General features: G+C 31.1%; 18 protein-coding genes, 1 other RNA gene and 1 pseudogene. 7 read left to right on the top strand and 13 right to left on the bottom strand.

Going from position 1 to position 21606, the window contains the following annotated elements; translation table 11 throughout:
* Positions 1-10: 10 nt before the first annotated feature.
* Both FBE93_RS07620 and FBE93_RS07615 read right to left on the bottom strand, forming a co-directional pair.
* The gene (locus FBE93_RS07620) at positions 11-712 is read right to left on the bottom strand and encodes an SIMPL domain-containing protein (RefSeq protein WP_002933304.1); all 702 of its coding nucleotides are present in this window, start codon (positions 710-712) and stop codon (positions 11-13) included.
* Positions 709-1911 carry a multidrug effflux MFS transporter gene (locus tag FBE93_RS07615; RefSeq protein WP_002933300.1) on the bottom strand — a complete coding sequence of 401 codons (1203 nt, stop codon included), beginning with the start codon at positions 1909-1911 and terminating at the stop codon, positions 709-711. Before FBE93_RS07615 ends, FBE93_RS07620 begins: the two co-directional genes overlap by 4 nt.
* 102 nt (positions 1912-2013) lie before the next feature.
* Here FBE93_RS07615 and FBE93_RS07610 point away from each other — a divergent pair, with 102 nt between their 5' ends.
* Positions 2014-3363 (top strand): DUF2130 domain-containing protein, encoded by a 1350-nt coding sequence (locus FBE93_RS07610; RefSeq protein WP_002933298.1) that lies wholly within the window; start codon positions 2014-2016, stop codon positions 3361-3363.
* A gap of 23 nt (positions 3364-3386) precedes the next feature.
* Here the strand turns inward: FBE93_RS07610 and FBE93_RS07605 are convergent, their stop codons facing one another.
* The 3 genes from FBE93_RS07605 to typA all read right to left on the bottom strand — a co-directional run bounded on the left by FBE93_RS07605 (position 3387) and on the right by typA (position 7063).
* A complete protein-coding gene (locus FBE93_RS07605; protein ID WP_002860887.1) occupies positions 3387-4430 on the bottom strand; it encodes a c-type cytochrome in 1044 nt (347 codons plus the stop codon).
* A gap of 177 nt (positions 4431-4607) precedes the next feature.
* Complete coding sequence (locus FBE93_RS07600) at positions 4608-5255, bottom strand: hypothetical protein (protein ID WP_002860888.1); 648 nt, start codon at positions 5253-5255, stop codon at positions 4608-4610.
* Positions 5255-7063 carry a translational GTPase TypA gene (typA, locus tag FBE93_RS07595; protein WP_002799607.1) on the bottom strand — a complete coding sequence of 603 codons (1809 nt, stop codon included), beginning with the start codon at positions 7061-7063 and terminating at the stop codon, positions 5255-5257. The genes FBE93_RS07600 and typA overlap by 1 nt, the downstream gene beginning before the upstream one ends.
* A 134-nt stretch (positions 7064-7197) precedes the next feature.
* Between typA and FBE93_RS07590 the strand changes: the two genes are divergently transcribed.
* Genes FBE93_RS07590 through FBE93_RS07575 form a run of 4 tightly spaced genes read left to right on the top strand, consistent with a single transcriptional unit; the run spans position 7198 to position 12086 of the window.
* Positions 7198-7521, top strand: coding sequence for a hypothetical protein (locus FBE93_RS07590; protein WP_002933289.1), 324 nt, complete (start codon positions 7198-7200; stop codon positions 7519-7521).
* A gap of 18 nt (positions 7522-7539) precedes the next feature.
* Entirely contained in the window at positions 7540-9516 is a 1977-nt protein-coding gene (locus FBE93_RS07585; RefSeq protein WP_002933287.1) for a flagellar hook-length control protein FliK, read from the top strand.
* 53 nt (positions 9517-9569) lie between these two features.
* Positions 9570-10445, top strand: a complete 876-nt coding sequence (locus FBE93_RS07580) for a flagellar basal body rod modification protein (protein ID WP_002933283.1) — start codon at positions 9570-9572, stop codon at positions 10443-10445.
* A 3-nt stretch (positions 10446-10448) separates the two neighbouring features.
* Positions 10449-12086 (top strand): flagellar hook protein FlgE, encoded by a 1638-nt coding sequence (locus FBE93_RS07575; protein ID WP_165434340.1) that lies wholly within the window; start codon positions 10449-10451, stop codon positions 12084-12086.
* A gap of 3 nt (positions 12087-12089) precedes the next feature.
* Here the strand turns inward: FBE93_RS07575 and FBE93_RS07570 are convergent, their stop codons facing one another.
* Together FBE93_RS07570 and FBE93_RS07565 are read right to left on the bottom strand one after the other, a co-directional pair.
* Positions 12090-13961, bottom strand: coding sequence for a flagellar assembly protein A (locus FBE93_RS07570; protein WP_165434342.1), 1872 nt, complete (start codon positions 13959-13961; stop codon positions 12090-12092).
* A 2-nt stretch (positions 13962-13963) separates the two neighbouring features.
* Positions 13964-14641: a bacteriohemerythrin gene (locus FBE93_RS07565; RefSeq protein ID WP_002933268.1), complete on the bottom strand. Its 678-nt coding sequence runs from the start codon at positions 14639-14641 to the stop codon at positions 13964-13966.
* 187 nt (positions 14642-14828) lie between these two features.
* On the opposite strand from FBE93_RS07565, the gene ffs reads away from it, so the two are divergent.
* Positions 14829-14926, top strand: an RNA gene (ffs, locus tag FBE93_RS07560) — signal recognition particle sRNA small type.
* 188 nt (positions 14927-15114) lie between these two features.
* A pseudogene (locus FBE93_RS07555) lies at positions 15115-16924 on the top strand (DASS family sodium-coupled anion symporter).
* A gap of 27 nt (positions 16925-16951) precedes the next feature.
* On the opposite strand, the gene mnmA reads toward FBE93_RS07555, so the two are convergent.
* From mnmA to FBE93_RS07525, 6 genes are all read right to left on the bottom strand, one after another.
* Complete coding sequence (gene mnmA, locus FBE93_RS07550; RefSeq protein ID WP_002870919.1) at positions 16952-17968, bottom strand: tRNA 2-thiouridine(34) synthase MnmA; 1017 nt, start codon at positions 17966-17968, stop codon at positions 16952-16954.
* Entirely contained in the window at positions 17968-18573 is a 606-nt protein-coding gene (locus tag FBE93_RS07545; protein ID WP_002933921.1) for a TIGR00730 family Rossman fold protein, read from the bottom strand. The genes mnmA and FBE93_RS07545 overlap by 1 nt, the downstream gene beginning before the upstream one ends.
* A gap of 67 nt (positions 18574-18640) precedes the next feature.
* Entirely contained in the window at positions 18641-19483 is an 843-nt protein-coding gene (fliY, locus tag FBE93_RS07540; RefSeq protein ID WP_002860902.1) for a flagellar motor switch protein FliY, read from the bottom strand.
* Entirely contained in the window at positions 19480-20559 is a 1080-nt protein-coding gene (gene fliM / locus FBE93_RS07535) for a flagellar motor switch protein FliM (RefSeq protein ID WP_002851710.1), read from the bottom strand. The genes fliY and fliM overlap by 4 nt, the downstream gene beginning before the upstream one ends.
* Positions 20559-21251 carry an RNA polymerase sigma factor FliA gene (locus FBE93_RS07530; RefSeq protein WP_207307213.1) on the bottom strand — a complete coding sequence of 231 codons (693 nt, stop codon included), beginning with the start codon at positions 21249-21251 and terminating at the stop codon, positions 20559-20561. Before FBE93_RS07530 ends, fliM begins: the two co-directional genes overlap by 1 nt.
* Entirely contained in the window at positions 21232-21588 is a 357-nt protein-coding gene (locus tag FBE93_RS07525) for a hypothetical protein (protein ID WP_002933924.1), read from the bottom strand. The genes FBE93_RS07530 and FBE93_RS07525 overlap by 20 nt, the downstream gene beginning before the upstream one ends.
* Positions 21589-21606: the final 18 nt, after the last annotated feature.

Below are 21606 nucleotides of genomic sequence, written 5' to 3'. Positions count from 1 at the left end.
AATTTCATCATCAGTCTTTTAAGTAGTATTCTATAGTAGAAACCACTCTTATGGTTTTGATGTAAGGGGTGTTTTTATCCCTGTTGCTGATGCTAAATTGTCCTTGAGAAGCCTTTTTTATCTTGCCAAGATGGCTATTTGAGTCTTGTGCGAATTTTATCGCCGCATTTCTGGCATTGAGCGTTGCTTCTTCTATCATTTGTGGTTTTATCTCGTTTAATTTTGTATAAAGATATTCTATTTCATAATTTTCTATTTTTATCACTATACCCTCTTTGCCAAGCGTTGAAATTTTTTCTAGTATGCTTTTTCCAAGTTTAACATTTTTAGTATAGATGAGTAAATTTCCCGTGCCCACATACCTAAAGCTTACTATATTATCATTTCTATAAGGATCGCTTAATTTATCTATGATATTTGGGGCATTATAACTTATCTCATCAGCCCTTACACCTTGAGCTTGCAAAAATCTAAGTATATTTTGCTTATCTTTTTCCAAATCTTCATATAAATTTGTAAGATTATTATTTGATCTTGTAAATTTTATAGGAAAGATAAGTGTATCCGCTTCTACATCTTTTTGACTTAGACCTTTTACGCTTACACTTCTTTCAAGCGTTTTAAAGTCATTTAAAGCCTTATTAAAACCAAAGGCTAAAATCAAACTTGCCAAAACTATGGCTAAAGCCATAAAGATATTATTTGTTTTCATTTTTTATCCTTTATTTTGATTAGAAAATATATCATATTTGCAACCAATACGCAAGCACACATTACAAAAGCAAGGATTATTGGTGTATTTGCATTGATAGCTCCAACCACGAAGGAGATAAAGCCTGCAAAACCAAATTGCACCGTTCCAAGCACCGCAGAAGCAGTTCCGCTATGTTCTCTAAACCTTGCCATGGCTAAAGTCGTGGTATTGGGTGCGATGAAACCAAGCATAGCGATACTTGTAAAAATACTAAGTTCAAAAAGCAAGAAATTTGGGTGAAAAAAGGCATTTACAAGTAAAATCACAGTCGATATAAACATTATCATCAAAGCTTTTGTTAAGATCTTTTCGCTTTCGTATTTTAAAACCAATCTCGCATTGATATTTGCACAGATGACAAAACCTAAAGCATTTGCCCCAAAAAGCAAAGCAAATTTTTGCTCACTTAAGCCAAAAAACTGCGTAAAAACAAAGCTTGATCCCGTGATATAAGCAAACATCGCCGCCAAAGCAAAAGAAGCACATAGTATATAAACTAAAAAGCGTTTATCGCTTAAAACAAATTTGTAGCTTTTCATCGCTTCATGATGGGAAAATTTTTTGTTTTTAAGATGAGGTGCGGATTCTTTTAAGCCAAAAAGTATCATCAAAAAAAGCAAAATTCCCAAAGCAAACAAAGTCGCAAAAATACTATGCCATGAAAAATACTCTAGCAAAATTCCCCCAAAAGTTGGCGAAAGCATGGGAGCAAGAGAACTAAAAACCATCATCAAAGCAAAAATCCCTGCAGCTTCTTTGATCTCAAACAAGTCATTGACAATAGCCCTTGCGATAACCACACCTGCACAACCCCCAAGTGCTTCAAAAAATCTCAAAGCGATAAAAGCATAAATATCATCGATGATCACACAAAACAAACTCGAAACGATGAAGAAAAATATCCCTACCAAAGCTGGAATTTTACGCCCAAAAATATCACTTAAAGGCCCATATATAAGCTGTCCTAAAGCAAAAGCGATAAAAAAACTTGCGATACTAAGTTGGGTTAAAAAAGAATTAGTTTGAAAACTTTGCTCCACATGAGAAAGTGCAGGCAAATACATATCTGTAGAAAGCGGTGCTATGCTTGACATCAAAGCAAGGATAACGATGAGTTTAAATTTAGCAAAGCCGTGAATTTTGGTGTGTTTTTGCATTTGTAATCCTAATTATTTTAAAAGAATGATTTTAACAAGTCAATCTTAGAATAATCTTTGTTTTTCTATGTTAAATTTAGGGAAAAATTCTAAGGAAATTTTATGCAAAATTTAAACCAAAATGAACAAATCAAATGCCCAAGTTGTGGAAGTTTTATCGATATCAGTACTGCTTTATATGCTCAAATTTTAGATAAAGCTAAGCAAGAAATGCTAAAACAAAAAAAAGAATTTGATGATGAGGTAAATGCTAAAAGAGCTGAATACACCAAAGCTTTAAATGATTTAAAAGCTCAAAAGATAGAACAAGAAAAACTCATAAGCGAGCAAGTAAGCCAAAAGCTTCTTTTGGAAAAGCAAAAATTTGAACAAGAACTTCTCACGCAGAAGCAAAATTTCCAAAAAGAATTCAGTGAGAAATTTAACAAAGAGCATGAAAATGAAATGAAAATCATGCAAGAAGAACTCGAGAAAAAAAGCAAAGAGCTTAGCGAGTTTTTAAGCATAAAGGCTGAAAATGAAAGACTAAAAAGAGAGCAAAAAGAAAATGAAGAAAGATTGAAATTTCAAGCCAAAGAAGAGGCTTTTAAAGAATTTAAAGAACAAGAAAACAAAAATTTGGAATTTGAAAGAGAAAAAATGCGTCTTGAATTTCAAAAAAGCACTCAAGAGCAAGATCTTAAATACAAAGAACTAGAAACGAATTTTAAAAGCGTAGCCCAAAAGCTAGAAGACGCGCAACGCAGGATAGAACAAGGCTCACAGCAACTCCAAGGCGAAGCAGCTGAACTACTCATAGAAGAATACATACAAAGTGAGTATTTAAGTGATGAAGTAAAAGAAGTGCCAAAGGGCGTAAATGGAGCTGATTGTCTGCATATAGTAAAGGATAATTTTGGAAATATTTGCGGAAGTATTTTATATGAGAGCAAGCGCACTAAAGAATTTAATAAAGAATGGCTGGATAAACTTAAACTAGACAGTATAGCTGCAAAAAGTGATATAGCGGTTTTGATCACAAAAACTATGCCAAAAGATAAAGAAAAAACGCATTTTAAAGAAGGAATTTTGATCTGTACTTTTAATGAATTCAAAGGTGTTTTAGCAGTGCTTAGAGAAAGCATTATAAACGCTTATAAACTCAAAAATGCCCTGCAAAACAAAGATGAAAAAAATCACATTTTATACGAATACTTAAATTCTAAGGAATTTAACACGCAAATCACTTTTATACTCAAAACTTACCAAAATATGAAAGAAGAGTTAGAAGCTGAAAAAAGGGCTTTGCAAAATATATGGAAAAAAAGAGAAAGAGCTATAGAAAATCTAAGTTTTAATTCCACTGCCATAGTGAGTTCTTTAAATGCGATATTTAGCGATTTACAAGGTGGAAATTTGATAGGCGAAGAAGGGATTAAAAGTCTTGAAAATTTAGCCAAAGATGAGGATTAATTTTGGGCTAAGCCCAAAATTAATCATTCTCCTGGGAAGTGATTTGGATTTTTCCAAGGTCCGTATTTTACTTTTATGTATTCTTTAGGGTCTAAATTTTGTTGTGGTGAGGCAAAATACTCAGGTTTTAATGAAGGGGATTTGCTATAAGCTGTATCAAGTCCTGCACGATTTTCTGTAGTGGTTATAGGCATTCTTACAAAACCTGTATTGACATAAGCTGCTATATCTAGTGCATCTTCATCGCTTAATATAGGATTATCTGCACTCGCGCCAAAAGGCATGGCTGATTTTAAAAATCTTGCTAAAAATGGTATCATAGCCATGTGTCCACCATCAGGATAGATAAGTAAAGATGGATATAAATGTCCGCTACCTTGTTCGTAATTATCATTTTTTACCCCAAGTCCTCTTTCGCCATGACAAGCAACGCAATTTTCTTCAAAGAGTTTTTTTCCACGCACAGGGTCAGCTGGGCGATTTGGAAAATTCATCTTAGCAAAAAAATCTCCTTCAAGCTTTACGCCGTCTTTGATGCCATAAGCTTCTTTTAGCCACTTAAAATAAGCTAAAATTGCTTTCATTTCTTTAGAATCATTAGGAAATCTATGAGAGTCAGTTCCACCCATTCCGCGAATTCTATCTTCAACAGAGATGATTTTCATCGTTTCTATGTCAAGTCTTGGATAATTGTTTAGGACATTTAAAAATGGAATAACATATTTTTTTGTCCCTGGTAAACCATTGCCGTCATTGTCCATGTGACAGGAAATACAGTTTACTTCGTTGCTTGTCTTTTTTAGCTTGCTATAGGGTCCTAGAGTACTTTCTGTCTTGCTTAAAAGCTCTATGCCATAACGGATTAAATCCCCTTGCTTACCTTTTGGAACATCATTGATGCTTAAATTTTTATTTGGCCATTCTTGCACAGGTCTTTTGGAAAGTTCCTTAAAATACTCTACTCCTTCCTTGTCGCTTAATTCTTCTCCTACTTTGTAATCACTCACGCTTTTAGCACTAAGACTCAAACTAAGACATAAACCAAGCAATAAAATGTGTTTTTTCATGATTTTCCTCCTTTTTATTTGCAGTTCAAATTGATTTTAGTGTATTTTTTCTTAAATATTAAGCATAATAAGAATAATTTAAATAAAATTAAATTTTAAAGTGTTACTAAAAGTAATATATTTTTAAAGTATATAATTAATATTTATTAAAATTTTATAATATTAACTTTATGTTAATTATTTAAATAGTTTGTTTTTTATAGAGTTTAGATTTTCTTCTAAATTTTTGAAATTGTTTTCTAAATCTTTTTTTATATCTATAAAGAAAGGATTGCTTAAAGTAGCGATAAGATAATGATTTTCTTTAGAAAAGATATGATTTAAAGTGAAATTTTTATCTTTAAGTTTGATATAAATTTGGTCTTCGTTTTCAAAGCTAGGATTTTTGTTTGCACTTAAAATTTCGAGTAAAATTCCGCAAAAAAAGCGTTTGTTTTCGTCCAAAAACTGAATATCATAAATTTTAAAATCCTTAAATTCAAAGCAGTTTTGACTTTTAAATTCTTTCAAATCCTTTGTAAGCCCTAGTTTTAAAAAGTCTTTTTGGCTTAAACTTTGCTTTTTAAATTTCGCCCCAAAACGACGCAAAAACAAATTTAAAGCATCAATTTGTAATTCTTTTTGTGCGAGTTTTAGTTTTTTGGCTGTAAAACGAAAGAAAAAAACACCTACAAAAACAGCTAAAATCACTGCGATTAAGGCATCTCTTATAAAAACAAAGGCTAAAAAACCTACAAGTAAGGCTTCGATAATGCTTAGGAATTTTAAGATTCCTAAGCGTTTAAGTATATAAAGTCTATTATTTTCTAAGCTTTTTAAATCCATTAAGATTTTGCTTTTTCCATTCTTTTTCTTTGAGTTGGATCAAGATAGCGTTTGCGAACACGCACATTTACAGGCGTAACTTCTACAAGTTCATCTTCTTCTATCCACTCTAAAGCTCTTTCAAGGCTTAATTTTCTAGGTGGCACAAGCTTGATTGCATCATCGCTTCCACTCGCTCTTACATTGGTAAGATTCTTTCCTTTGATAGGATTAACATCTAAATCATTTGGACGAGAGTGCTCACCTATAATCATACCAGTATAAACTTTAGTTTGAGGCTCTATGAAAAGCACTCCACGCTCTTGAAGGTTAAACAAGGAATACCCCAAAGCCACGCCATTTTCCATAGAAATTAAAGCTCCATTATTACGCTTTTCAACCGCACCGCTAAAAGGACGGAATTCTAAAAAGCTATGATTCATCACACCTTCGCCTTTAGTATCGGTTAAAAATTGGCTTCTAAAACCTATAAGTCCGCGTGCTGGAATTTCAAACTCAAGTCTTGTTTGTCCATCGCCTGTTGGTGCCATAGTTTTCATTTCAGCTTTTCTTTTGCCAAGTTTTTCTATTACCGCACCGCTAAATTCCTCAGGCACATCGATAACTAAATGTTCAAAAGGTTCTGTTTTAACTCCATCTTCAACCTTTACGATAACTTCAGGTCTTCCCATACAAAACTCAAAACCTTCACGACGCATATTTTCAGCTAAAATAGTGATTTGAAGTTCGCCCCTACCGCTTACTTTAAATTTGCCTTCGCCTGTGCTTTCGTATTTCATAGCGATATTAGTTTTCATTTCAGCTTCTAAGCGTTCAGCGATTTTATTTGAAGTTACATGTTTTCCTTCAGTTCCTGCTAATGGGCCATCATTTACAGAAAATACTATACTTAAAGTCGGCTCTTCAATGTGTAAAGGATCAAGTGGCATAGGATTGTTTGGATCTACAACGCTATCACCTACATCTAAAGCTTCAAAACCTGCTATAGCTACGATATCTCCACTTCCTGCTTCTTCAATATCCATTTTTTCTAAGCCCATAAAGCCAATGAGTTTTGAAATTCTACCATTTACTTTGGTGCCATCAGCTTTTGCAAGCATTACGCTTTGGTTTTTCTTCACAACCCCATTGAAAATTCTAGCAATGCCTATTTTACCTACGAAATTATCATATCCTAAAGTGAAAACTTGAAGTTGTAAAGGATTGTCATTTGTGCCACTTGGTGCTGGAACGCGTTCAAGTATGGTTTTAAAAAGTGGCTCCATATTATCACTTTCATCGTTTAGATCAAGCTTAGCATAACCATTTTTTGCTGCAGCATAAACTATGGCAAAGTCAAGTTGCTCATCGTTTGCATCTAGGGCTACAAAAAGATCAAAAATTTCATTGATCACTCTTTCAGGATCAGCAGCTGGTTTGTCGATTTTGTTGATTACAACTATAGGTTTAAGCCCTAAAGATAAAGCTTTTTTAACCACGAATTTAGTTTGTGGCATAACGCCTTCTTGAGCATCTACTAAAAGCAAAACTCCATCAATCATTTTTAAAACGCGTTCTACTTCTCCGCCAAAATCAGCATGCCCTGGAGTATCTATGATGTTGATTTTTGTACCTTTGTAATTGATCGCTGTGTTTTTTGAAAGTATGGTAATACCGCGTTCTTTTTCTATATCGTTGCTATCCATAACGCGTTCTGAAATTTGTTCTCTTTCGCTAAAGGTGCCTGATTGTTTTAACAATTCATCTACCATAGTGGTTTTACCATGGTCAACGTGAGCTATAACTGCTATATTTCTAATGTTTTCCAAATTTTCTTCTCCAAAGCTAAATTTTTAAAAGCTTAGATTATACAAAAAATTAACTTAAACTACAAAGTATCAAAACTTGGAACACTTCTTGCTTTAAAAACTTATGAAATTAAAATTTTAAAAAGGAAGTTAAAATGTCAAAACCATTAAATGAAGAGATTTTTGTTGAATTTAAAAGCGATCTAGCTGAAAGAAAAAATGAAGTTTTGCTTCAAGTTTTAGAACTTTTAGAAACTTTTAGATCAGATAAAAACGAAAAAATGGCAAGAATTTCAAGCGAGCTTACAGAAATTTTAGAAAATGAAGAAAATTTAGAGAAAATTTTAAATGCTAAAAATTTAGAAGAGCTTTTAAATATCTTAACTGCTTTAAATGAAAATAAGATGATTAAAGTATATGAAGATTCTTATTTGAAAGAAAAATTTCCTAATGTAATGGTAGATAAATTTTTAAAATAATTTTTTGAAGGAAAAGTGATGTCAAATTTAGCTCCGCAAAATGATGTTTTAAATCTTACGCCGAGTAAAACTTCTACTACTAGCAGTTCTTTTAGTAAAACTAGCAAAAATAAAGAACATGAAAGTAGTGATAGTAAAAATTCAACTCAAGATGATACAGAGAGTTTTTTAAATTCTTTGCTCAATTCTATCGATGAAACTAATGAATTTTTACCTGATCATATGAAGATCAGTCAAAAAGAAGTTGTTAATGAAGCGATGAACAGACTTCAAAAAGGAGCTTTTGATGAGAGTGATAAGATAAGCATTTTCGAATCTGCTTCTTTTATGCAAATTCTTTCTTTGTTGGATAAGCTAAAAACAGATACAGCAGATGTTAAACTGGCAAATCTTTCTACTCAACTTTCAAGTCTTATTAAAACAGAGGCTAATTTTAATGCTTTAAAAGGCGCATCAAATCTTAGTGAGCTTTTGGACATAGCTAAAGATTTGGGTTTAAATGTAAAAAATATTAAAGTAGATCGTCTTCTTGATCTTAAAGCAACTTTTCCAAATTTAGATAAGGCTGATTTTTTTAAGGGTGCTGTGGATAATGTTTTTAAAGAAATCATCAATAATAAAATTTCCAATGTGAGTAAAAATTTAAATCACAATTTACAAAATACAACTCATACTACAAGCACTCATTCTACGCAAAAAACAAATTCTAAAGATAGTGGTTCTTTGCTTTCTCAAACTTTAAAAAATTTAGACTCCATACTTTCATCCAAAGAAAGCAAACACGAAAAAAATGATAAAGTTAAATCAAAAATAGAAGAAGATGTCACAGATGCTAAAAATACTTTAAAAAATATCAAAAATGATGAGTTTACAAAAAATTTAACAGAAGAGTTAAATATAAAAGATAAAAAAAACCAAGATAACTTAAATAAAGAAAACACAAAAGATGTAAAAAATAATGAGCAAATAAAAAAAGATGAAAAAGAATTAAACAGCTTAAATAAAGATAACAATCTTAAAGATTTGATTAAGGATAGCGCAAAACAAGATAAAAATTCAAACAAAGAACTAAAAGACAATGTAAGCACTCAGGATCTTACAAGTCTTAAAGATTTAAACAAAGAAAGCAAAGACTTAAACAAAGATTTTAATAAAGAGTTAAATAAAAATCAAGAAAAAAACAATTTAAATCAGGAGAATATACAAGATCAAAATAAAAATTTAAAGAACAATAATCAAAATTTAAATCTTGATAAAAATTCAAATAAAGAAATTGTCAAAGATACTCAAAATTTAGCTTCAAATTTAACACAAAAAGATTTTAGTTTAAATAAAGAGCCTAAAAACAACAACAAAGAAAATAAAGATATAAAACAAAATTTCTTTGATCAAAAATTAAATTTTGAAAATTTAAATAAAACTCAAGTAGTTCAAAACAAAGAGAATAATGCAAATTTTAATAACAATACCAATAAAGGAACTTTTACTCAAGAGCAAATAAAAACGCACAGTGAAAATGTAGATAAAAATAGTTTAGATGAGTTAAATTCTTTAGTCAAGGACTTAAATAAAGTAACACAAAACAATGCTCGCAATATCACTCCTAAAGAGACTTTGCAACATTTTTCACAAGATTTAAAAGAGGCTGTGGATCAATATAAAGCGCCTATTACTAAACTTAGCATCACTCTAAATCCTAATAATCTTGGAGAAGTGGAGGTAACTTTGATACAAAGAGGCAATAACCTTCATATCAATTTCAACTCCAATACCAATGCAATGAATTTATTTATCCAAAATCAAGCCGAGTTTAAAAATTCTCTTGTAAATATGGGATTTACTGGACTTGAAATGAATTTTAGTGATCAAGGTAAAAGAGAGCAAAATCAAAATCAAGGAAAAAATCGTAGTGGATATGGTTTTAAAGATGCTTTAGATGGAAAAAATGAAAGTGAAAAAGTCAATCTAGAGCTTGTTTTAGCGAAGTATTTCTAAGTTGGAACACTTATTGCTTAAATAATAAAAAACTAAATAAAAAGGAGTTTATAATGATATCATCATCGGATTGGAATTTAAATACTGCTGCTACAACTTCAGGTACTACTTCTTCAGGAAGTACTAGTGGAACAACTGGAACAGATTCAAGCAGTAGCTCAGGAATAGTGAGCAATCCAAATGCTACCTTAGATAAAGATGCGTTTTTAAAACTTCTTTTGATAGAGCTTCAACATCAAGATCCAACAGATCCTATGGATAGTGATAAAATGCTTACACAAACCTCACAGCTTAGTGCACTTGAAATGCAACAAAATACCAATACAACTATGCAAAAAATGGTTGAAACTATGGAAAAACTTTCCAATTCTTTTAGCACGAGCATGAGTACTGCAGCAGTGGGAGCTATAGGAAAAATGGCTACGGTAAATGAAAACAAAGTCAAATTAACAGGCGCAGATGAGGTTATTGCACTAAAAATGTATTTGCCTGAAGATTCGGATGATAAAGGAATCACCTTAGAGGTTTATGATAAAAATAATAAGTTGGTATTTAGTGAAAAAAGTAATGAGGGAAAAGAAGTATCAAAAGGTTTATTTACATTAGAGTGGCCTGGTAGAAATAATGATGGTGTTTATGCTGGGGATGGAGAGTATAGTGTTAAAGTGGTTTATAATAATAAAAACGGGGAAAAGATCACTGCAAATTATGGAACTTATCCTATAGAGGGTATTAAATTTGTTGATGGGGTTGCTTATGCAAAAATGGGTGGTCAATATGTAAGTTTTGATGATATTGGTGAAATTAGTGATTATAAACTTGGTTCATCTTCAACTTCCGTTGGAGATAGTTCAGGTGGAGACTCAAGTGATGGAGATTCTTCTAATTCTGGATCCACAGAAGAAGGCGACAAAGAGGAAAAGGCATAAGCCATGATGAATTCATTTTATAATGGAATTTCTGGAGTTAAAACAAATAGTTTTGGTATTGATATTTATGCAAATAATATAGCTAATGTTAATACTACAGGTTTTAAGTATTCTGATACTCAATTTAAAGATATTTTTTATAGCACCATAACTACTCAATCAACTAATCCTGCTCAAGGTGGATATGGCTCAGGATCAGCTTCTTCTAATGTGGTTTTTGAACAAGGTTCTCTTGTGGCAAGCGATAGCGAATTTGATGTGGCTTTACAAGGAAAAGGATTTTTTGGGGTTTTGGGGGCGGATGGTAATGCTTACTATACTAGAAATGGATCGTTTAAAAGAGATGCAAATGGATATTTGGTAGATTCTTATGGAAATTTTGTTTTAGGAACAATGAACCCTGCTTTTACCGGTATCAACTATAGCGATAGGGTTGCGGGGCTTATGGGGGATTATCTTAACACAGGAACTCCGGTAAATAATGGTTTTACCGTAAATTCAAATAATTCTTTCAGTATAGGCACAACTGCTTCTCAAGGGGCTATTAAAGTACCTGTGAATATGTATTTACCTCCTCAAGTAACTCAAAATGTAAAATGGAGTGGAAGTTTAAATACTAACACAACAACAGAAGTGGTCAAAGTAGATCTTGATCCTGGTAAATTTAACATTACAAAAACCGAAGATGGAAAATATGTAGTTAGCGGTAGTGTTAGCAAAGAAGATGTGTTTAGTGCTAAAGTGGGTGATAGGATCATTTTAAATTTCACTGACGATAATGGCGTAAAAAAAAGCTTTGAAGCAACTTTAGATGAAAATCTTAATTTTAAAAGCAATGAGCTTGATTTAAAGGGTTTGGATGAAAATAGCATCAAGCTTGATACAGCTCAAATTTCAACAGAACAACAAAAAGCCAATAAAGATATTTTAGAATCCCCTATTTATAATGCAGATGGAAGTAAAAGTACTTTAAGGGTTACGCTTGAAAGGGTTTTGCCGCAAGAAGGCGATAATATACAATATAAAGCCATTGCCCAAATTTATGATTCTAATGGCAATGCCGTAGGCAATCCAACTGAAGGAAATATGGTTTTTGATAAAAATGGTGCTTTGCTTCAAAATAATATTACAAGCATTGCAAACCCAAATGGCGGAACAATTAATATTGATTTAGGCTCTCCTTATGATGCTAATAAACCTGGTTCGGGTTATAGTGGGATTTATATTAAAGAAGGCGTTGAAAAAAATGTAGTTACACAGCAAGATGGTGTAGCCGAAGGATTTTTTAAACAATATGATATATCTGATGATGGAAGTATTGTAGCGCAATTTAGCAATGGTAAAAATGCTATAGTTGGAAAGCTTGCTTTATATAATTTTATCAATGAGCAAGGATTGGCTGCTATGGGCGATAATATCTTTGCTGCAACAGCTAATAGTGGTGATGCAAGTTTTATTATGAAAAATGGACAGATTGTTAATACAGCTAAATTTAAAGGTGGTTTTTTAGAGCAATCTAATGTTGATTTAAGTGTAGAGCTTTCAAATCTTATAGTAACTCAAAAAGCCTTTGATGCAAGCTCAAAAAGCATTACCACAAGCGATCAAATGATACAAAAGGCTATTAATATGAAAAGATAATTTTTAGGAATTATCTTTTTCTAGTTTTTCAAAAATAATTTTAATTTCTTCTATATCGCTTTCGCTATAATCATGACTTGATTTAATATAGCTTGCTTGTTGCCCTTTTTCAAGGTATAAAACTTTTTCATAATCTTTTAAATTTATTTGATGCTTTAGTTCAAGCTCAGTGTTTGTTTTAGGATAAAATTTTAAAAAATTATCCTCTCCAATATTTTCGGCTTTTATGTATATTTTTACATTATAAACCATTTCATCTAAAAAATTTAGCTTTGCGTCAATATGATATTTTAATTTTATAAGTTTTTTATACAAGACACTAAGATGATTATATTTTTTTATGATATCACGATAAAGATTTGAAAATTTCATATCTATAGCATTAAGTTTTTCAGTTTTTTGAAGTTTGATAATCTTGATTTGATTTTTGATTAGATAATCATAGTAATTTTGCATTTGACTTATGATATTATCAAGTTTACTCTTTGTTTTAAGGCTTAAATTTGTAAGATTTTCAGTTTCTGAGTTTGATTTATTGTTAATAAAATCTAGTGGAGAAATTACAATATTATTTTTAAATTTTATATTATTTGTTATGATTAGATTTTTTTTGGGATATAAGATATTATCTGCTAATAAATTGCAAATATAAATATTTTCTGCTTCTATTTTTCCACCCATGCAGTTTTCAACAAATACATTTTTGGCTATAACTATCCCGTTTTCTAAATTTTTTATATACACAGTATCAGCTTGCAAAGTTCCTTTGTGTGTTGTAATAAAAATATCTTGTGCAAAAATTTCGCTTTTTGCATGAGTTAGGCCTTTGATGCTGATATTTCTTCCATAAAGTTTTGTCGCTCCAATGCTTCCATTTACTTTTATGTCTGAAGCTTGAACATTTACAATGCCTGATTTAACAGCATCATCATTTATATCAAAATTAGCGATTTCTAAGTTTATATTTTCATCAGTATTTGTTCTGATTGAACCGGTTGTTTTAAGTCCTACTTGTGATAATTTTAAATTATTTGTAACACTATATCCTGATCGGTCTTTATTTAAAAATCCATAATTTGCACTAAAATATTTAATTCTATCTTCTAGTTCTTCTGTATAAATGCTTTCATCTTTTATGATAAAAGGATTATCAAAAAAAGCTATTGGGTTTAAATGAAGGATTTCTCCTCTTAAATTTCTACCTTCTTTTCCAAGAATTCTATAAATGTATTCAAAAAGTAGCTCATTTTTTTCAATAGGTTTACAGTAGCTTCCTTCATCATAGCTAATATTTTCGTCAAAACATTCTTCGTTAACATCTCTATGATAAATAATTTCATCGCTTTTATGTTCAATCTTATCTACACCTTTGGCAATTTCAAGCTCTATTTCTTTAATAGATGGATTTTTTTGTATTGATAAGATAAAATCATCAATCTTGTCAAATAAATTTTTATCAAGTCTTAAGATTAAAAATTTTTGCTTGATCATTACTTTATAAATATTTTGCAAAATGTCAAATTTTAAATTTGGATAGTATTTAAAATTATCCAAAAAATTAATATCGACCTTAAGATAAGTTAAACTAGGATTAGATTTAAGCTTAACCACGAAACAATTTTTTTGTGTTTTTGGATAAATTTCTATAAGAAATTTTTGCACCATGGTATTGTAATTTTTTACAAAAAAATCATCCGCATAAAATAAGTCAAAATCCTTTCTTTCATAAGTTTTTGTTTTTGCTGGTTTTATATTAGAACACAGAAGTTTAAAATCTATAATTCTAAAATCAAGAATTTGATCTGTGCTGGCTTGTTCATATTTTAAACTTTCAAAAGGATTGAAAGTTTCTAAAGTTTTTATTTCATAGCTTATCATTACACTCCTATGTTTTCGAGGATATGATTTAACATTTCATAATTTTGATTTAAATCAATATGATCTAAATACACTAAAATTTGTCCACATTTTTCACATTTTAAAGTATTTTCTTTGCTAACAAGTTCTTCGTGTATGGTTTGTGGAACTGCATGAGTACGCAAATAACAGTTGCAAATATAATCATAGGTTTTTTCAGTCTTTAAATCTTGCCTAATTGATTTTAATTTTATGTATTGCTCTAGATTATAATGAATCTCTTGAAGATGTAGAGCTTTTTTTGTGAAGTTAGCTATCCATAAATCTTCAATAGCAAAATGATCTAAAATCCAATCTTTGGTTAATATGGAAAGTTCTTGAGACATTTTTACAATATTATCTGAATGCTCTAAAAGTTCTTTAGTCTTTTTTAATAATATTTGATGAGATTTTCTATGTTCTTCAATCAAAGGAAAATCAATGCTTTCCATAAATTTTTCTTCATCTTTGAAATGAATTTTTACATATTGGAATAACTTTGTAAGAATTTGTTTTAAATCATTTTTGTGTTGCACATCATTATCTTGAATTTTTAAAGCTAAATCGTTTGCAATTTCAGCAATTTCAAAAATTAGTTCGTGTTGTTTATCTAATTGTATGTTTTTAATGCTAAAATCTTTACTCCATTTGATTTCCATGATTTTTCCTTAAAAATTTATATAATATATCATAATCGTATTTCCTTGAAAAAAACAATAATTTTGCAAATTAAATTTAAAAATTTATATAAAATATAACCAATTTGTTACATGTTTATACATTTTTATATTTAGTTTTTATAGCTCAACACTTTTTAAGTATATTATGATATAATTTCTTTGCCTTTTCTTAGACCTGTGCAATGCTATTTTTAAGCACCGCTTCAGGGTGGGAACACAGCAGAGCACTTGATTTTAGTGTGTGCCGCAGTTATCTGGGGAAGGGTTTTCTTCATTTAAAATTCCCTATTTATTTTTCAATCAGGCTAGCTTCTTTATAAAGTAAAATTATGTATATTTGTAACAATAAATTAAAAATTTATTTAAAAATTATAATTTTAAGATTTATTAAAATATTGGTTAACTAGAATTTAAGCATTGTAAATTACATTACCAATATCAAAGGATAAACAATGGATAGAAAGAAAATTCCCTTGTTGGTGCTGTGTATTTTAATTGCAGCTGTGTTTTGGCTTATACCTGCTCCTGTAGGTTTGGAAGATAATTCTTGGCATTTTCTTGGGCTTTTTATTGCTGTGATTATGGCAGTGATTTTACAAGTAATGCCTTTGGGGGCTGTTTGTATGATAGCTATTGTCATAGTAGCTCTTAGCGGCATTACCACTACCCAAAGTTCTGTGCGTGCTACGCATATAAAAACTCTTGAGGGAATTGTTTTAAGAGATAATTCTAATATCTATAAAACAACTATGGATGAGGCAGTTGAAGCCGCTACTTTGCAGGCTTTAATCAATGCTAATATAAGTAGAAATTTAAAAGCAAAAGTTGATGAAATTTTAAAATCAAGCACAGATGTAAATTATCAAATTGAAAATCTAAGTAAAAATTTATACCAAAGCTACTTCAAAAACTTCTACGCAACAACTTATTGATGAGACTAAAATTTCAGCTTTAAATACTTTAGCACTTGATTTTTTATCTCAAAAGAGTATAGATGAAAAGGTAAATACTGCTATATCAAATTTAAAATCTAAAACGGGTATAAAAGACGCTTTAAGTGGTTTTTCAAATTCTCTTATTTGGCTTATAGTTATTTCTATTATTGTGGCTCGTGGAGTTATTAAAACAGGACTTGGAGAGCGTTTAGCTTATCATTTTATCAGTATTTTTGGTAAAAAAACCTTAGGTATTGCTTATTCTATAGCTTTTTGCGAAACCATTTTAGCTCCAGTTACTCCTTCAAATACTGCAAGAGCAGGGGCTATCATAAATCCTATAGTTCGAGCTATTGCAAGAAGTTTTAAATCTACTCCTGAAGATGGAACGCAAAATAAAATAGGCACTTATCTTTCTTTGGTAAATTATCAAGCTAATCCTATTTCATCAGCTATGTTTATCACAGCTACAGCTCCAAATCCTTTGGTGGTTGATCTTATAGCACAAGCTACAAATTTAGAAGTGCATTTAACTTGGGGGCAATGGGCTTTAGGTATGTTTTTACCTGGTATAGTTGCTATGCTTTTGATGCCTTTGGTGCTTTATTTTCTCTCTCCGCCAGAAATTAAATCCACGCCTAATGCTTCCACTTTTGCTAAAGATAAATTGAAAGAACTTGGAAAAATGAAAAATAGTGAAAAAATAATGCTCAGTGTTTTTGTCTCGCTTTTACTTTTATGGGCTGGAACTTTGGGCTTGTTTTTTGGAATTTCTCTTGATGCGACTAGCGTGGCTTTGCTTGGATTGTCTTTGGTGTTAATTAGTGGAGTTTTAACTTTTGGGGAAGTTTTGGCTGAAAAAGCTGCTTGGAATACTTTAGTATGGTTTTCGGCTCTTGTAATGATGGCAACTTTACTTGGCAAACTTGGTGTTACTCAGTTTTTAGCTGAAGTTTTAGGTGAATTTGCTTCCGCTATGGGACTTGGGGAAATTTCTATTATGATATTTTTAAGCCTTGCTTTTTTATATACGCACTATTTCTTTGCTTCCACTACAGCTCATATATCAGCAATGTTTTTTGTTTTTTATAGTGCAGGAATTGCCTTAGGAGCACCACCACTTCTTTATGCTTTTATTATGATAGCTTCAGGTAATGTTATGATGGCATTAACTCACTATGCAACAGGAACAGCTCCTGTTATTTTTGGAATAGGCTATGTAACTCTTAAAAAATGGTGGAGTATAGGTTTTGTGATTTCCATAGTTGATATAGTAGTGATGATAGCTGTTGGGCTTGTTTGGTGGAAAATTTTAGGATTTTATTAATAATTTCTAGGAATTAATTCCTAGAAATTATTCTATAAAACCGCTTGCTATGACTTTATCATGATCATAAAAGACTGCCATTTGTCCGCTAGCAAGTCCATAAACAGGATCTTTTAGAGTGATTTTTGCACTTTTATCTTCATAAATTTCTACCTTACAAGGTGTAGATTTTGAACGATAGCGGATTTTTACTTCGCAATCAAGCTCTTTAGTATCTATAAAAAGATTGATATTTTTTAGCTTAAATTCACTGATTTTAAGTTCTTCTTTGGTTCCTACGATGATTTGATTTTGCTTAGGATTGATTTTTAAAACAAAATGTGGTTCATGTGCCCCACGCACTTCAAAGCCTCTTCTTTTGCCTATAGTATAGTGCATATAGCCCTCATGTTTGCCTACTACTTTTCCGCTACTATCTAATACTTCTCCAGGAATTTTTGTATCCATAAACTGATCTAAAACTTGCACATAAGTATCTTCAACAAAGCAAATTTCAGAACTTTCCTTTTGAGTGGCAAAAGATTTTAAAACCTCTATAGTGGAAGCAAATTTTTTCACATCTTCTTTTTTCATTTCGCCTAGCGGAAAAATAAGATATTTTAAAGCTTCTTTATCTGCACTAGCCAAAAAATAGCTTTGATCTTTGCTTTCATCTACTGCGGTTTTTATTAAATTGTTTTCAAGTCTTGCATAATGCCCTGTGGCAAGTTTTTCACAACCTAAACTTTTAGCAAATTCTAAAAGTTTTCCAAGTTTGATAAAACGGTTGCATAAAGCGCAAGGATTTGGTGTTTTACCCTCTTTATAAGTATCCACAAAAGGCATATAAACTTTGTTTTTAAAATCTTCTTGTAAGTCTAAAATATGATAAGGAATTTGTAAAAAATTTGCAACTTTTTCTACTTTTTTGATATTTTCTTCGTGGTAATTTGGTTTGCCATGAAGCTTCATATAACAACCTATAACTTCATGACCTAAATTTTTAAGTTTATAAGCAGTGACTGTACTATCAACTCCACCGCTCATAGCGACTAGAATTTTCATTAAATTTCCTTTAAAGTATTAATTATAAAATCCAAGTCGTCAGTGATCTTATACTTTAACTCATCTCCTTTAGAAATCACTTCAAGTTTGAGTAAAGAATTTCTGACGAACTCATCAAAACCTCGCCAAAATTCACTCCCAAACAAAATAATAGGAACATCTTTTTTAAATTCTAATTGTTTTAATGTAAGAATTTCACACAATTCATCAAGTGTTCCAAAGCCGCCTGGGAAGATCACAAAAGCTAGACTCTTTTCAATAAGAGCCATTTTGCGTATGGCTAAGCTCTCAAAAGTAATATTATATTCTACAAAATCATTAAGTTTTTGCTCGTGAGGTAAAAATATATTAAACCCTACAGAACTCATTGAATTTGTATTATTTTTTTGTGAAAAAGCACCTTCGTTGGCTGCACGCATAATGCCTCCACCACCACCACTTATCACACAAAAACCATTTTGAGCACATTTTTGTGCCAAAATTTTAGCCTGCTGATAATAAAAATTATCTTCTTTAAGTCTTGCTGAACCAAAAAAAGTAACAGCCTTTTCTAGCTCGGGTATATTTTCAAATTTTTCAACATCTTTTATGATTTTTGTATCCATCAAATACCTTTTTGGCAAAACTATAAAAAATGATTATAGCTAATTTTTTTAAATTTATAGAGTAATTTTATCTTAATTGCTCTAATCTTTCTTTTTTAGATCCGATTTCTGTAATTTGAACACCAAAATTACCATCGACAATTACTACTTCACCATAAGCAATTCTTTTATCTCCGATTAAAATTTCAAGCGGATCGTTTGCAAGTTGATTAAGCTCCACAACTGAACCTATATCCATAGTTAAAACATCTTTTAAAAGCATTTTTTTATTGCCTATACGCACACGCACAGGCAAACGAACATCCATGATAAGATTGATATTTTTAAGTTCTTCGCTAAGCATTATCGCTTTTTCTTCAGCGTTGTGATTAGAATCAGTGCTTGTATTTCCTGTTTCAGCAGGTTTACCACTTAGGATGTTGTGAAGTGTTTGATCCATGGCTAAAGAAACTTGTTCTTCTAAATCGCCTATTTTTACATCATATAAAAATAATTTTTTAAAATCTTTAAAATCTACGCTTTCAGGCACAAATTCACAAGATTCTATACTAAAATCCATTTTTGGAATGTCTTTTTGAGCTCCTAAAGTTGTAGAAAATGCTGAAATGATATTTTGGATGGCTTCTTTAGCTGCATCCATTTCATCAGGACCTAGTTTATCGTTTTTGGTGATCTCTTCTTCGCCCATCATCCATTCACCAATAGCACTCATTAAAACAGCACCGGCTAAAATTCCTATTTTTCCACCATTTGCTATATCAAATATAGCATACACTAAAGGTGCTTTTAAAGTATCACTTGCATTGACATCAAATTCTTTATATTCGCTAAATTCAGCACTTTTTCCTGTTAAACCTTCAATGGTGCTGATGCATTCATTTGTAAACATTTTTAAAAAATCATTGATCATATTTCTTCATCCTCCTCTTCAGGCTCATCATAAACACTAGCTTTAGCTTTACGTTCTTCTTCGTATTTTTCCAAAATTTCTTTGATTTCATCTTTATCTGTGCGTATGAGTTCTAAAATTTTAATAGATTTTCTAAAACGATGCAATCCAATTTGTGCTAAGAAAACATCTTTTTTATCGATGCTTACTATAGCTTTATCATCTGCTTCTCTATCAAGTCTTAAGATATCGCCTTGTTTAAGTTCTAAAAATTCATGAACATTAATTAAGGTTTTTCCTAAAATTGCCTCATATACCACTTCAGCACGACCGATTAAAGTTTTAAGTTCTTTGTTGCGTGATTTTTTGGCTGAGGTTTCACCCATCATAATGTCGCGGTTTGCCAAACGGCTTAATATACTTTCTAAATGCACTACAGGATAGCAGATATTTACCATACCACTTGAATTTCCTATGATGATTTCCATTACTACCATGATAACAATCTCATTTTGAGATACGATTTGCACAACATTTGGACTTGATTCTTTAGCTTCTATACTAGGATAAATTTCAGTTACGGTAGCCCAGCTTTCTTTAAGTCTTTGCATAATGATACGCAAAATAGAATCAAGCAAATTAAGCTCAATATCCGTAAGCTCACGCGAAGCTTCATAGCTATCGCCTTGACCACCTAAAAGCCTGTCTATCATAGGAAAAGCTATGCTTGGATTGATTTCTAAAACACAGTTTCCATCTAAAGGTTTGATAGAAAAAACGTTAAAACTTGTTGGGCTTGGCAAAGACATTAAAAACTCTCCATAAGTCATCTGATCGACTGAATGAAGTTTAGTTTCAACAATACTTCTCATCATTGATGAAATTTGAGAGGCTAAATTTCTTGCCAATTTATCATGTATGCCTTTAATCGTCCTAAGTTGTTCTTTTGAAACTCTGTTTGGACGCTTAAAATCGTATACAACGATATTTCTTTCATCTTTTTCATCTTTTGAATTTGAGGCTATGGGTGTGTCGGTGTTATCATCGACAACTTCAAGTAGAGCATCAATTTCTTCTTGGGAAAGTATCTCAGCCATTACACCAGCCTTTCTCTAAGTTTTTTAAGAAGTTTTTTGTGAATTTGTGAAATTCTGCTTTCACTGATTTGTAAAATTTCACTGATTTCTTTTAGGCTTAATTCTTCATAATAATAAAGCTGAATAATTAACTGATCGCGCTCTTTAAGATCATCTAGCACTTCGTGAATTTTTTCTAAAAGTTCTTCTTTTTCAATTTTTTCTAAAGTATTGTCTTCGTTATAAAGTTCGATTTGCTCATCAATGGGCAGGGTATAGCTAATAGCATGAGCTGTTCTTACTTCTTTGATTTTTTCTACATCTAAATCAAGTTTTTTGGCTAGATACTCATCATCAGGTTCGCATTCATTCTCAAGGAAATATTCATCCATGATTGCATCAATATCTTTAATAATTTTGCGATTATTGCGACTCATTACATCAAGACTTCTAAGATAATCAAGCATAGAGCCGTTAACTCTTTTTCTTGCAAAACCCCAGAAGTTATCATTTTGTTCTTTATTGTAACGGCGTGAAAGCTTTATCATTTCTTCAACGCCTATGCTAATAAGATCATTAACATCTATACTTGAAGGCAAGCGTTCTTTTAGTCTAAAAGCCATAGCACGCAGAGCTGGCATGTAAGAAAGCACAAGCTCATCTTGCTCTTTCTTTAGCATTTGTGCATAAGCTTTAGGCGGTTCTTTTAGCATTTCTTCGTCTTTCTTTGGATTCATTTTTCTTTAGCTCTTCTCTTTCTTCATTGAGCTTTTCTAAAATTATATCCATTTTCTTTTCACGAATAACTAAATCGTTGATAATATTATTGCTAGTTTTTTCATAATCGTGTTTATTAAAGATTCTGCCACTAATTTTCTTTACATCTATAAAATTCATAATAGCAATATGAACAAAAACATAAAACATAAAAGTAATAAAACAAGTAAAAATCAGTATATCAAAGGCTTCATCTATACTAATAATGCTAAATGCAAGTCCTATAAAAAATCCACAAACAGTGAAAAATGCTACGTAATTTTCTGGCCTCATAATCTCTTCTCTTTATTG

Source organism: Campylobacter sp. CFSAN093229 (assembly GCF_011068225.1).
Lineage (GTDB): Bacteria > Campylobacterota > Campylobacteria > Campylobacterales > Campylobacteraceae > Campylobacter_D > Campylobacter_D jejuni.
This window is presented reverse-complemented; position numbering and strand designations above follow the sequence as displayed.